Source organism: Halobacteriovorax marinus SJ, assembly GCF_000210915.2.
Classification (GTDB): domain Bacteria; phylum Bdellovibrionota; class Bacteriovoracia; order Bacteriovoracales; family Bacteriovoracaceae; genus Halobacteriovorax; species Halobacteriovorax marinus.
On the sequence record NC_016620.1, the window covers coordinates 3,305,030 to 3,317,178 of the forward strand.

At 38.0% G+C, this 12,149-nt stretch carries 14 protein-coding genes and 5 tRNA genes; 5 read left to right on the top strand and 14 right to left on the bottom strand.

Going from position 1 to position 12,149, the window contains the following annotated elements:
* Nucleotides 1-25 precede the first annotated feature (25 nt).
* The 14 genes from rplK to BMS_RS15870 all read right to left on the bottom strand — a co-directional run bounded on the left by rplK (nucleotide 26) and on the right by BMS_RS15870 (nucleotide 8,314).
* Nucleotides 26-451 (bottom strand): 50S ribosomal protein L11, encoded by a 426-nt coding sequence (rplK, locus tag BMS_RS15805; RefSeq protein ID WP_014245830.1) that lies wholly within the window; start codon nucleotides 449-451, stop codon nucleotides 26-28.
* Between the two features lie 42 nt (nucleotides 452-493).
* A complete protein-coding gene (gene nusG / locus BMS_RS15810) occupies nucleotides 494-1,129 on the bottom strand; it encodes a transcription termination/antitermination protein NusG (RefSeq protein ID WP_014245831.1) in 636 nt (211 codons plus the stop codon).
* A gap of 14 nt (nucleotides 1,130-1,143) precedes the next feature.
* Nucleotides 1,144-1,530, bottom strand: coding sequence for a preprotein translocase subunit SecE (secE, locus tag BMS_RS15815; RefSeq protein WP_014245832.1), 387 nt, complete (start codon nucleotides 1,528-1,530; stop codon nucleotides 1,144-1,146).
* Between the two features lie 212 nt (nucleotides 1,531-1,742).
* A tRNA-Trp gene (locus BMS_RS15820) sits at nucleotides 1,743-1,819 on the bottom strand.
* A 90-nt stretch (nucleotides 1,820-1,909) separates the two neighbouring features.
* Nucleotides 1,910-3,100 (bottom strand): elongation factor Tu, encoded by a 1,191-nt coding sequence (tuf, locus tag BMS_RS15825; protein WP_014245821.1) that lies wholly within the window; start codon nucleotides 3,098-3,100, stop codon nucleotides 1,910-1,912.
* 254 nt (nucleotides 3,101-3,354) lie between these two features.
* Nucleotides 3,355-3,669: a hypothetical protein gene (locus BMS_RS15830; protein ID WP_014245833.1), complete on the bottom strand. Its 315-nt coding sequence runs from the start codon at nucleotides 3,667-3,669 to the stop codon at nucleotides 3,355-3,357.
* A 98-nt stretch (nucleotides 3,670-3,767) separates the two neighbouring features.
* Nucleotides 3,768-3,842: transfer RNA gene (locus tag BMS_RS15835), tRNA-Thr, on the bottom strand.
* Between the two features lie 186 nt (nucleotides 3,843-4,028).
* Nucleotides 4,029-4,799 (bottom strand): hypothetical protein, encoded by a 771-nt coding sequence (locus BMS_RS15840; RefSeq protein ID WP_014245834.1) that lies wholly within the window; start codon nucleotides 4,797-4,799, stop codon nucleotides 4,029-4,031.
* Nucleotides 4,796-5,284, bottom strand: a complete 489-nt coding sequence (locus BMS_RS15845; protein WP_044557724.1) for a hypothetical protein — start codon at nucleotides 5,282-5,284, stop codon at nucleotides 4,796-4,798. Before BMS_RS15845 ends, BMS_RS15840 begins: the two co-directional genes overlap by 4 nt.
* A gap of 103 nt (nucleotides 5,285-5,387) precedes the next feature.
* Nucleotides 5,388-5,463 (bottom strand) — tRNA-Gly (locus tag BMS_RS15850).
* A gap of 43 nt (nucleotides 5,464-5,506) precedes the next feature.
* Nucleotides 5,507-5,592, bottom strand: a tRNA-Tyr gene (locus tag BMS_RS15855).
* 7 nt (nucleotides 5,593-5,599) lie between these two features.
* Nucleotides 5,600-5,675 (bottom strand) — tRNA-Thr (locus BMS_RS15860).
* A 156-nt stretch (nucleotides 5,676-5,831) separates the two neighbouring features.
* Nucleotides 5,832-6,590, bottom strand: coding sequence for a TrmH family RNA methyltransferase (locus BMS_RS17255; RefSeq protein ID WP_014245836.1), 759 nt, complete (start codon nucleotides 6,588-6,590; stop codon nucleotides 5,832-5,834).
* A 2-nt stretch (nucleotides 6,591-6,592) separates the two neighbouring features.
* A complete protein-coding gene (locus BMS_RS15870; protein WP_014245837.1) occupies nucleotides 6,593-8,314 on the bottom strand; it encodes a proline--tRNA ligase in 1,722 nt (573 codons plus the stop codon).
* A 282-nt stretch (nucleotides 8,315-8,596) separates the two neighbouring features.
* Here BMS_RS15870 and BMS_RS15875 point away from each other — a divergent pair, with 282 nt between their 5' ends.
* From BMS_RS15875 to BMS_RS15895, 5 genes are all read left to right on the top strand, one after another.
* Complete coding sequence (locus tag BMS_RS15875) at nucleotides 8,597-8,962, top strand: hypothetical protein (RefSeq protein ID WP_014245838.1); 366 nt, start codon at nucleotides 8,597-8,599, stop codon at nucleotides 8,960-8,962.
* Nucleotides 8,959-9,435, top strand: a complete 477-nt coding sequence (locus BMS_RS15880; protein ID WP_014245839.1) for a hypothetical protein — start codon at nucleotides 8,959-8,961, stop codon at nucleotides 9,433-9,435. The genes BMS_RS15875 and BMS_RS15880 overlap by 4 nt, the downstream gene beginning before the upstream one ends.
* Nucleotides 9,419-10,306: a hypothetical protein gene (locus tag BMS_RS15885; protein ID WP_014245840.1), complete on the top strand. Its 888-nt coding sequence runs from the start codon at nucleotides 9,419-9,421 to the stop codon at nucleotides 10,304-10,306. The genes BMS_RS15880 and BMS_RS15885 overlap by 17 nt, the downstream gene beginning before the upstream one ends.
* Complete coding sequence (locus BMS_RS15890) at nucleotides 10,306-11,352, top strand: vWA domain-containing protein (RefSeq protein ID WP_014245841.1); 1,047 nt, start codon at nucleotides 10,306-10,308, stop codon at nucleotides 11,350-11,352. Before BMS_RS15885 ends, BMS_RS15890 begins: the two co-directional genes overlap by 1 nt.
* Nucleotides 11,353-11,428: 76 nt before the next feature.
* A complete protein-coding gene (locus tag BMS_RS15895; RefSeq protein WP_014245842.1) occupies nucleotides 11,429-12,121 on the top strand; it encodes a hypothetical protein in 693 nt (230 codons plus the stop codon).
* Nucleotides 12,122-12,149 lie beyond the last annotated feature (28 nt).

The following is a 12,149-nucleotide window of genomic DNA, read 5'->3' on the forward strand; positions in this document are numbered from 1 at the left end:
AACGAACTTTCGTTCTCCCACTTAATTAATAGTCTAACTTTAATCCCATTGCTCTAATCGAACCTTCAATTGTTCTTTCTGCTGCTTCTTGTGATGCTGCAGTAAGATCCGGTCTCTTAGCTTCAACTATTTCTTCAACAACTTTCTTAGGAACTGAACCTGCTACTTCTGTACCTGGCTTTTGAGATCCTCTTTTTAACTTAAGTTTTGTCTTAAGTAAGTAAGATGCTGGTGGTGTTTTCGTTACAAACGAAAATGATCTATCAGAATAAACTGTAATAATTGTTGGAAGAACTGTTCCAGCTTCTTTTTGCGTCTTCGCATTGAATGCTTTACAGAATTCCATGATGTTCACACCCTTTTGACCAAGTGCTGGTCCAATTGGAGGTGAAGGGTTTGCTTTTCCGGCTTCAATTTGTAGTTTAATGAAACCTGTAATCTTCTTTGCCATGATTACTCCTGCGATCTATACGATCTACCAACTTGTTAATATTTATGCTTTTTCAATTTGTGTAAAATCTAACTCAACCGGTGTTGGTCTACCGAAAATTGAGACGTTTACACGAATTTTACCTTTTTCACTAATTGCTTCCACAGTTCCAACGAATGAAGCAAATGGTCCCTCGATAACTTTAACTGTTTCACCTTCGGCGAAATCAACCGTAGTTTTCGACTTCTTGAACCCTTCACCTTGCTGACCTGTCATATAGGCAGCTTCTTCATCAGAAATTGGAGCCGGCTTGTCAGATGTCCCACCAACAAAACCAGTAATCTTATCCGTATCTTTTACAAGGTGCCATGTATTATCATTCATAATCATTTTAATCAATACATAACCTGGAAATAACTTCTTCTTTATAGTTCTTTTCCTACCATTCGCGTGAGAGGTAACAGTCTCCTCAGGAACCATAATCTCAGAGAAGAACTCTGTTTGCTTATAATTAACGATTCTCTCTCTTAGAGCTCTCTGAACCTTACCTTCTTGACCAGTTAGAGTCTTGGCAATAAACCACTTAAAGTCAGGAGAATCTCCTGCCGCTAGCTCGCCTTCAGCTGTTTCAGTTGCTTCATTAGTTTCCGTTGACTCAACTACTTCAGAAGTCTCTTCTGTTTTATTTTCTTCAGACATATATCACCTTATAATTAGTACAATAACTCTAAAACTTTTCTAAATAAGAAATCTATTAATACAAAGATTCCACTTATTATAGAGACAGTGATTACAAGACCGACTGTCATCTTTAATACAGAGTCCTTGTCTGGCCATACAACCTTAACAAGCTCTGAATATACTTCTTGCATGTGTGTTGAAGCATTCTTATTCTTCAAGATTCCTACAAAAGTACCTAAACCAACAACGATTCCCAATCCTTGAGATACTGCGAGGAAGTTTGAAATTTTTGCTTCTAAATCAAACCATTCACCTAATTGACCAACAAATCTAATCATTACAAAACCAGCTAAAATACTGATTATTGCAACAAATGCATTGATCCACTTCTTTCCGTCTTCAACTCGAATAAATGACATCCGAAAAATCCTTGGACTAAACTTTCTAGCAAAAAATAGCTAAAAATTTGTTATTATTTACGTATAAGTTTTCCATATATCCAACAAATGAGACAATTTGTCCATCTATTTCTCAAACTGAATTTAACGCACACCTAAAACATGAAGTTTTTCCAAGCATCTTGACATAATTTATTGAGAACTAATGATATGAAATTTATAGGACATTTAAGTGGCGGGTGCAGAGGGACTCGAACCCCCAACCTACTGATTTGGAATCAGCCGCTCTACCAATTGGAGCTATACACCCTTAGGGAAAGAAAAGGCCATCCGAAGACGGCCTTGATTTTTCTTATTTTTGTATCTCGAACCGAGAACCTTATCAAGGTTCTCTCTCGATCTACTCTACGATCTCAGATACTGTTCCAGCACCAATCGTTCTACCACCCTCACGGATTGCGAACTTAAGACCTTTTTCCATTGCGATTGGAGTAATTAACTCTACGTCGAATGAAGTGTTATCACCTGGCATGATCATCTCTGTTCCAGCTGCTAACTCGATCGCTCCAGTAACGTCTGTTGTTCTGAAGTAAAATTGTGGTCTATATCCCTTAAAGATTGGAGTGTGTCTTCCACCTTCTTCTTTAGAAAGAATATAAACTTCACACTTAAACTTAGAGTGTGGAGTTACTGTTCCTGGCTTAATTAAACACTGACCACGCTCGATCTCTTCTCTTTTAACACCTCTTAAAAGAAGACCTACGTTATCACCTGCTCTACCTTCGTCAAGTAACTTTCTGAACATCTCAACACCTGTTACAGTTGTCTTAGTTGTTTCTTTGATACCTACGATTTCTACTTCTTCGTTTACCTTAACGATACCTCTTTCAATTCTACCTGTACAAACTGTACCACGTCCTGAAATTGAGAAAACGTCTTCTACTGGCATTAGGAAGTTCTTATCAATATCTCTTTCTGGAGTTGGAATATACTCGTCAACTTGTGCCATTAGCTCAAGTACTTTGTCTTTTCCAATTGCATCGTCTCTCATCTCAAGTGCTGCAAGCGCTGAACCTGCTACGATTGGAAGATCGTCACCTGGGAAGTCATAAGAAGAAAGAAGTTCTCTTACTTCCATCTCTACTAGCTCAAGTAGTTCTTCGTCATCTACTTGGTCTACTTTGTTTAAGAATACTACGATCGCTGGTACACCAACCTGTCTAGCAAGAAGGATGTGCTCTCTAGTTTGTGGCATTGGCCCATCTGCCGCTGAACATACTAGGATCGCTCCGTCCATCTGTGCAGCACCTGTAATCATGTTCTTTACATAATCGGCGTGACCTGGACAGTCTACGTGAGCATAGTGACGGTTAGCTGTCTCGTACTCAATGTGAGAAGTATTAATTGTAATCCCTCTCGCTTTTTCTTCTGGAGCAGAGTCAATCTCGTCGAATTTTCTAACTTCTCCACCCATTGCATTTGCAAGAGTGATTGAAATTGCTGCTGTTAATGTTGTTTTACCGTGGTCAACGTGCCCAATCGTACCAATGTTTACGTGGGGCTTACTTCTGTCAAAAGATTCCTTTGCCATGACTAAGTCTCCTTAAAAGCTTGTTATATGAATCATGTTTGTTATCTAAAATGAGTACAAAGTATCGACCAATATCGAGTCCATGACAAGAGAAAAATCTTTCACCATGGCCAAAATTGTGTCGGACACCAACGCATTTCACTATAATTAGCAAATGATTTACAATCTAACTTATCTAACGTCAATTAATTAAAGGCCTTTTCGGCAAAAAAGGCCCGATATTTAGTGTTATTTAGTCCTAATTTGAGAGAATTTTACTGCTCGGCTTGAGAATAGAGAAAGTATTCTACTGCTCGAAGTGAACAACCTGCTTCAAAAGCTCTATACATTGATCCCTCTGAATCATTATTCTCTAAACATCTTTTCTTCAGAACTTCCACTAGTGCTTGGTCGTAAGAATTCAACTCTTGCTTACATACTTCGTAAGCTTGCCAACCCAATGAGGCCACTGCTGTGTTTGCACCATATGTTTCAACAGCGCCTTCATATTTAACAGTTGCATCTTTGCATTCTTGAGAGATCGCGTAAGTATTGGCAGAGAGAATTAGTGCCATAAAAATAGCTTTCATAAATTTTCCTTATTTCAATTTATGAATTTATCCAATAGCTTTTTGAAGCTGACAACGGCTGTTGAAAAAAGTACTCGAATGGTTTTGATAAATAAGAATGGAGCTTGTGACGGGAATTGAACCCGTGACCTCTTCCTTACCAAGGAAGTGCTCTACCACTGAGCCACACAAGCATTGAAATATCGGCTCAGTGTCCGCCCATGCAAATCGAAACTGAGGTTTCGCTTTTCATTACGGTAAAGCGAGCATCAAATTGCAAAAGCAATTTGCCTGCTTCGCAGAGCCACACAAGCATATGCTAAGAACGCTAAATGCTAGCGAGTTCACTATTGCGCCGTCAAGATTTATTTTCTGATTGATTACTCAACTTTACAAGGTGGATAGCCTCTAACAAGCTTTCCAATTTTTCCACCTGTCTTACTATTGCTTGGACGCAATTTTTCCCAGTAACTATTTGTCGGAAATATCTTTCCATTGGACTTATACTCTCCGCCCTTACCTTTTAAGAGCTCGTGCATAATATCCATACTACATCTAATCTGGTTAACAGGCTTATTTGTATGCTCTGCCCCTGATGGGAACTTACAATTAGAGCCGCGCCAAGAGCGATTCTTCTTTAATGTATTAAGTTGAAATAGGCCTCTAGGTCTATCAGAAGGGTTTGGAACTCTTCCCGTATTCACCTTACCCTTATCACATGAAGATTCAATATGAGCAATGGAGGCCATCATCCACACCCAAAACTCTTTTCTCTGATTGGTATTTAGATTATACCAATTTGGACATGTCCTAGGTTGCGCAGTCATTCCACGCAACTCATCGTTTAAAAAAAGACTTTCTTCACCACCGACTTCGTCAATATAGCTAGTGATAAGGTTTCCCCACTCTCCAGATTCACCGTTAGCCTTAATGAAGTTTGTACATTTTTCGTTGAAATATAATCCATCTTTTCTGTGCTCAGTAGGTAATGGATGGCCACCTGTATTGCTAGATGTACGACAGTCGTGGCAATCACCAGATGGCGGGTTTGTACTTTTCTTGACGACTGAATTTATATCGACAATATCTTGTGTAAGAGCGGACATAGAGAATAGTAAAAATAGCGAGAGCGCCTTTAGTAAGTTCTTCATCTTTGCGCCCTAGAAAATACTCTTTTGAATTTACAAGTAATCTTAGACTCTAGGCTTTTATAAATAAGCTCATTCTTTGAATCATCAAAAGAAATAATTTGAGTTGAGACGGCCTCATCGCCCTTATGGCTTTTGTCACACTTATAAACCTTAGTGGTTTGTGTAATTGAATTGGTCGTATATTTAAATTTTTCCAAGATCGAGCAATAACCATCTTCGTTATGTTCAGATTCTTTTTTAGCTAATGGCCCAAAGAAAATTTTATTAGCAAATCGAAGTCCTTCCAGAGGCTTCTTCTCGTTCACAAAGAGAAGTCTTCCCGAGTGACAGTGTTTCGATGCCTTCCCTACTAACTCGTAGTAGCCGATTCTCTTCGCTACTTCTTTTACAAATTGATCTCTAGATAACTCGGAGGCTTGAGTTACTAAACTCGTGGAGATGACAAATACAATGGTATAGAAAAACTTAAATTTACTGAAGAGCACTTCCCACCTCATCCGTATTAAAGACTAGGGTTATTGTAGCACTAAATGAAAGATTTTTAGAAAAAAGGCAAAAAAAAAGCCTGTGGGTTAACAGACTTTTTTATGGAGCGGGCGACAAGGATCGAACTTGCGACATTCAGCTTGGAAGGCTGACACTCTACCAACTGAGTTACGCCCGCATAGATTAATTTTTTATTCCATCCACTTAAACACGAAAGAAGATGGTGGCGAAAGATGGATTCGAACCATCGAAGGGATAACCCGACAGATTTACAGTCTGTTGCCTTTGGCCACTCGGCAATTTCGCCATTTAAATGGAGCTGGTTATAGGATTTGAACCTACGACCGCCGGTTTACAAAACCGGTGCTCTACCAACTGAGCTAAACCAGCATAATCCCAAAATCTAAATTTGTTAAGATATTTTTTAACAAATTTTCAATTCATCCGAGGAATAAATTGTTTCGAGGATTGAATTTATAAATGCTTCCGCACTTAAAATCAACACTTTTTTTAAAAAAAATTAAAAAAAATTATTAAAAATATTTCTTATTTAAGCCAACGTTCCATGGCAATCGCTGCTGCCACTGAAACATTCAAAGACTTTATTTTTCCAAGAGGCTTTATTGCTACCCTATGCTCAACTACCCTTGAAACAGCATTAGACATACCTACATCTTCTGCACCTAAGACTAGAGCAACGTGACCAGAAATATCGACACCGTCTCCATCCTCTTTTGCATGCTCAGAAAAACCAATCACACTTACATTCTTCTCAATGAGTTTTGTAATGGCCTTAGGAAGTGATGAACAAATAACAATATTAACGTGCTCTATTGCACCTGAGGCAATTCTCGCAAACGATGGACCCGTACCAAAGTGCCCTTTCGCTCCTGTAACAACACAATCCACACCATAGAAAGCCGCTGTTCGCATAATTGCAGCAGCATTGTGAACATCTGTTACTTGATCGAGGCAAAGGATTTTATAGCGAGGTGATTTATCAATTTGATCATAGAGCCAAGCAAGGTCATAAGTTTCAACCGGATCAACGACCATAAAAATTTGAGATGGTACACGCTGAAATGAGAGCTCTAGCTCTTTATAAAATTGCTCTGCCATCTTTTGAACATCATGGGGTGAAACAATCTTCACATCAAATTGCTTGATCTCTTTATCTAAGCGAGTTTTCTTTCTAAACTCTTTTAGACCTTCAGCCGTTGCTATAATTTTTCTTACGGCACTTGGACGATTAGTAATCGCCTCAGCAATGCTATGAATTCCTACGATTAAATCAAATGTTTTCACTACTATCCTTTAATTAACTCTTGTAACTTAGAAACCACGTCTTCTGGCTTAACTTTTAAGCTCTCGCCTGTCTTTCTAATTCTTATCTCAAGCATTCCATCCTTTTTAAAATCTCTCTCTCCAAAAACGAGCTGTAGAGGAAGACCCAAAAGATCAGCGTCTTTAAATTTAAATCCTGGACCCGCTTTTCTATCGTCAAAAACGACTTCAATATTGGCCTCTAAAATTTCATTATAAATTTTCTCAGCTAGTTCTTTATTTTCTGCAGACTTTGTAATCTCTGCGAAATAGACATGGTATGGAGCGAGGGCCATTGGCCAAACAATACCTTTATCATCGTGATGTTGCTCTACTGCAGCGGCCACGACTCTAGTAACTCCAATTCCATAACAACCCATAAGTGGATTCATGGCCTTTCCATTACTATCTAACACTGTTGTTCCCATTGCCTTTGTATACTTGTCACCGAGTTGAAAAATATGTCCAACCTCGATACCTCTTCTAATATCGACAACGCCTTTTTCATCAAGAGTTAAGTCTCCCTTCATTGCAAGTCTTAGATCTGCAACTTCAAAGCTCTCAACATCTCTTTTAGGATTAATTCCTTTGTAGTGAGCATTTTCTTCGTTAGCTCCTGCACAGTAGTAAGCATCTAAATTGACGGCACTATCAAAAATAATTTTCGCTTTCGCACTTAATTTATGAGGCCCAATATAGCCTTTTGTGAAGCCCTCAGAGAGCATTTCACTATCTGTTGCTGGCCTTAGGTTATCAGCTTTTAAGAAAGCATTGAGCTTAATTTCATTTAGAGAGTCATCCCCTAATAAAAGAACTAGAACTGTCTCTTCCTCATCACCGATCGTAGACTTATAGACTAGAGATTTAATCGACTGCTCTTTTGGAACTTTTAAAAAATCACAAACAGACTCAATTGTTCCCATATTCGGAGTTTCAACTCTTGTTACTTCGCTAGCAGAGAGATCAAATTGTAGCTTCCCTCTCTTTGTTTGCGCTTTTTCGATATTGGCGGCGTAACCTGTTTCATTACAATAGATAACTTCATCTTCACCAGTATTGGCTATAACTTGAAACTCGTGAGTTTTTTGATCGCTATCGGCCATGGCACCTGCATCTGCTTCTACCGCACTAAACTCCAGTCCTGCTCTCGTGAAGATGGCCTCATAGGCCTTAAAGATTCTGTCATAGACTTCATCTAGAGAATCTTTATCAATGTGAAAGCTATATCCGTCTTTCATTGTGAATTCACGTCCACGCATAAGACCAAATCTTGGCCTTAGCTCATCTCTAAACTTTGTATTAATTTGATAGAGAGTAACTGGAAGGTTCTTATAAGACTTAATCGTCTTTCTAAAAATATCTGTAACGGCTTCTTCATTTGTTGGAGATAAGCATAGGTCGCGACCACCTTTATCTTTAACTTTCAGCATCTGATCGCCCATTGCATCCCATCTACCAGACTCTTGCCATAGCTCTCCAGGAGTCACCATACTCATAAGAATCTCATGGCACCCGGCCTTATCCAGCTCTTCTCTAATAATCTGCTCTACTTTTCTTATGGATCTATATCCAAAAGGAAGGTAGCTATAGAGACCTGATCCCATTTTATGAATCAGTCCGGCCCTAACCATCAATTGATGAGATGGAATCTCGGCGTCTGCTGGTACTTCTTTATATGTTTGCCAAAAACCTGTTGAAAGCTTCATGTAAATTCATCCTTTGAATCAAATTAATCATTGAATTTTAACCTAGATACACAACTTTAGATAGCCTTACAAGCCTATTGAAAACTCAACCTACTTCTCTCGCTTCCCTCAAGCTTCAATTCAAACACAGAGAGCATAAAAGAATGAGGATTTTAGTTCTGGAACTGAATTGTTCCAAATCTGAAACGCTTTCAGAACTTAAGCCACCGAAAAGCCGTAGCAAAGTTTTGGCACACCCTTTGCTTTTTCTAAATAAAAAATACAAGTGAACAGGAGAGAAATATGAAATTAATCAAATTATTACCACTTTTAGTCCTGGCCGTAGTTGCCTATTCTAATACTAGTCTCCAGCCAATCGCTGCCGCTAATGCAGCTGGAGATGGTGGCGTTAAAGATGCTGACTGTAATTGTGGGCCAGCGGACGACGGTGATCCAAATGTTGGCTACAGAACTATAAATCAAGATCTAATCCTTACTGTAAATGATGACCTCTTTAATAATGACAATGATATTGAAGATCTACTACGTGGGGGAGAAGAGCCGCCAAAGAACCCTCTTCTTGATGACAGATTTCAGATTGATGAAAACCTCATTAGAAGTGTAAATAATAGTGACCTCATTGATAGTTTGAATATAATAAAGAAATGATTATCAAAAATAAAATTGTCTTTGTGGTTCCGGCCATTGCCCTCATTATTGCCTTAATACAGTGGGGGCTGTTTGAATCGACCCACCTTTCGAGATGGAAAGGTGGCGGTTTTGGAATGTATACCGAACTTCACCCAAATGTTGCCAGAACATCATGGGTAAGCTTTGAGGTTAATTCAAAAGCCTTTAGGCTTAGAGGAAAAGACCTTAAGGATTCTTTGAAAACTACCAATATCTTAGGTGGCCAAACAGAGCTTGCAGTTAATCATCTCTACAATAAACTGAAGGATCTAAGATATTTTCCAAATGAAAAGAATATGAAAAGCGCTAGTGAGCTATTCAAAATTGTTTATAAAGCTAGTGGTGCCAATATTGAAAATATTTGTATTGAAGTTACTGAACTAGAACTAGATATGAAAACGAAAATGTACACTAATAAGTCATTGGTTAAGTATTGTGAAAATAGAAGTTAAGAAAATAAATGAAACTATTGATCTAAATGATATCGTTGCAATTGCTGCAAAGATATTCTGTGCCATCCTCTTAATGACAGTTATTAAGTATCAAAGTATTTCTTTATTCATTAGATCTAGCTCAACGATCATTCTCATTGCGGGATTAATTCTTCCAAAGCTTATCAAGCATCCCCTCTTTTGGTTGACTGTTGCAGGATTTAATCTCGCACATCTTTTTACAAATTACTTTAGTAGTGCGAATCATCAATTTCTTTACGTCTACTATAGTTTTATTTTTGCAATCACCTTTATGCATAAGGAAGAGGAACAAGAGAAATTTCTAAAAGATTCTTTCAAGTATATGTTCATTGTTGTTATGGGATTGGCAACACTTCACAAGGGCCTGAGTTACTTCTATTGGCAAGGTGGACTTCTCTATGATTATATTCTTAGAGGAGGAATTCTTAAGTATCTCTTCAGTACTCTAGACCCTAACTTCAACTCCATCACGTTAGAAAACTCTCAAAAGATAGAACTCTTCATTGGAAATTATAAGAGTATCGGACAACAACTTGGTCTGCGTGAGCCTGTTTCATGGGCACGTGAATTCGCTAGAGTTCTCTCTATTTCAGTAATTGCGATGGAAGCAATACTTACGATCATGATTGCAAGCTCTAAATTCAAGTCCATCAAGCATTGGCTCTTTCTTGTTTTTATTATTACAACTTTCTTTTTTAGAATGGAAAATCTTTTCTTATCTACTTTATCACTAACAGGTCTCGTTCTATGCCCGAAGGAAAATGATACGATTACAAAGTCATATCTCATTATTATTTTATATTTTCTCTCACTCTCAGTACTTAACCTTATGCCAGGATTCTATTACTAATGAAAAAAATTATTGCTCTCCTTATTCTCTTTGGTGCTGCTGTCATTTACCTAATGCCAGAGGATAGAGCGCTAAATGGTCACGACCAAGAATCGCCTGAAGAAATTTCGCAATCTCTTGAGGAGAAGGAAAGTAATTTTGAGAAGAAAGAGTTAGAGACAGTACATAAAGAGAGTAAGAAGCAATCTAAAAAAAGTGATTCATCACACTTAAAGGACAACAACAATAATCAAGCCTCAAAGCAAGCGCCAACAAAAGAAGAGCTAATAGAGCACCTTGAAACAATTTTTAATAATACCTACGAAAATGAAGTTAAAAGAGAAAATGAAGAGAAAGAAATCTCTAAAGCACAAGAAGTCTCTCCAGCAGATGAGTCAGGGTTAAAGACCTATAAGAACCAATATGAAAACCATTCAAGACCTGTCGATATCTTATGGGTAATAGATGATTCTGGATCAATGACTAATAAGATTAAAGAAGTCTCAGAAAAAATAGATCTCTTCTTAAATCAATTTATTGAAAAAAACGTGTCGTTCAAAATGGCCGCGGTCAATACATCAAGAGAGCTCTTACACGATGGATCTATTTTAAACTCTATAAATTACAGAGACGACAAGAGTAGTTTCTTTGGAGCCATTTCTGAAACCTTCAACCTCTCATCATCAGGCAATGGAGAAGAACAGGGATTCTTAGCGATATCAGACTTTCTTGATTCCAATGGAGAGAAGTTTCTTAGAAAGAATTCAAGATTTGTTGTCATTGTCATATCTGATGAAGATGATGGGAGCTTGCTTTATGGAGATGGGAAGGAGAGGCTTATGCGAACTCAAACTCTTCTAAATAAGATTACAGAATATAGATCTCTCGAAGAGGCCGAAGTCTACTCTATCGTCTCTTTTCCACCTCATGTAGCTAAAATTGCAGGAATTCGCTACGCTGAGCTCTCTTATCAAACAAAGGGCCTAGTCGCCGATATTAAAAGTGATTTTCACCAAACTCTTCTCAATATTGGTGGAAGAATAATTAAGTCAAAGCTTAACAAATAGCATTCTATAAAAACTATAAAGACTATTTACTAAAAAAAGTCTCGCTGATAAAACCATTGAAAATCAGGGAGAAATCATGAAAAACACATTCTTACTCGCATTAGCGATAACTCTTACTGCTTGTGGTTCATCAGGCGGAGATTCGACACCAGGATCAGTCATCAATCCAGCCAATACAACCGAGGGAAAAATCAAAGCCCACCTTGCAAGTGGATATAGTGTTGGTCTAATACAGACAACAACAGAAAGTGGAGAGGTTATCGATAAAGGCACAAACACAAAAGTGTGTGACTATAATTATGAAACTGTTTCAACACTCATTGATATCTCCGGGTCTCAGTATACTTTCCATGTCAAAGGTACAGGAAATCAATTTTGTGATGACCACCCTTCAGAGTCAATTGAAGTTAAAGATCTAAAATACTTGGGTAGCTATGTTGATTTTCTACTCGAGGCAATTCTTGAAAATAATGCGACTTACAAGTGGAACGACACATCCAAAGTATTTACTATTAATATTAATGGGCAAGAAGACAATATGGACTTAAAGAATGTTAAGACCTATGAACACTTAACTGCAGAGGTCTCTCCAGAAGGTGAGTACTCCCTAGCTGAATATAAAACTATTTATACAATAGATGGATTCACTCAAACGAACTCTAGACAAAATTACGATGTTCAATCTCTAAAAGATCAACTTGGCTACTGCACTTACACTCTGAATGACAAGAAAGAAGCAATCGTTAATTGCGTGAATCCAAAGCAATAACCTAAAATGAGAAGTCTTCTACAACGGA

Coding starts and splice junctions, on each gene's coding strand:
- BMS_RS15875 (WP_014245838.1), top strand. CDS start 8,597: ATGAAATTAATCAAATTATTACCACTTTTAGTCCTGGCCGTAGTTGCC.
- BMS_RS15880 (WP_014245839.1), top strand. CDS start 8,959: ATGATTATCAAAAATAAAATTGTCTTTGTGGTTCCGGCCATTGCCCTC.
- BMS_RS15840 (WP_014245834.1), bottom strand. CDS start 4,799: ATGAAGAACTTACTAAAGGCGCTCTCGCTATTTTTACTATTCTCTATG.
- secE (WP_014245832.1), bottom strand. CDS start 1,530: ATGTCATTTATTCGAGTTGAAGACGGAAAGAAGTGGATCAATGCATTT.
- BMS_RS15890 (WP_014245841.1), top strand. CDS start 10,306: ATGAAAAAAATTATTGCTCTCCTTATTCTCTTTGGTGCTGCTGTCATT.
- nusG (WP_014245831.1), bottom strand. CDS start 1,129: ATGTCTGAAGAAAATAAAACAGAAGAGACTTCTGAAGTAGTTGAGTCA.
- BMS_RS15830 (WP_014245833.1), bottom strand. CDS start 3,669: ATGAAAGCTATTTTTATGGCACTAATTCTCTCTGCCAATACTTACGCG.
- tuf (WP_014245821.1), bottom strand. CDS start 3,100: ATGGCAAAGGAATCTTTTGACAGAAGTAAGCCCCACGTAAACATTGGT.
- BMS_RS15895 (WP_014245842.1), top strand. CDS start 11,429: ATGAAAAACACATTCTTACTCGCATTAGCGATAACTCTTACTGCTTGT.
- rplK (WP_014245830.1), bottom strand. CDS start 451: ATGGCAAAGAAGATTACAGGTTTCATTAAACTACAAATTGAAGCCGGA.
- BMS_RS15870 (WP_014245837.1), bottom strand. CDS start 8,314: ATGAAGCTTTCAACAGGTTTTTGGCAAACATATAAAGAAGTACCAGCA.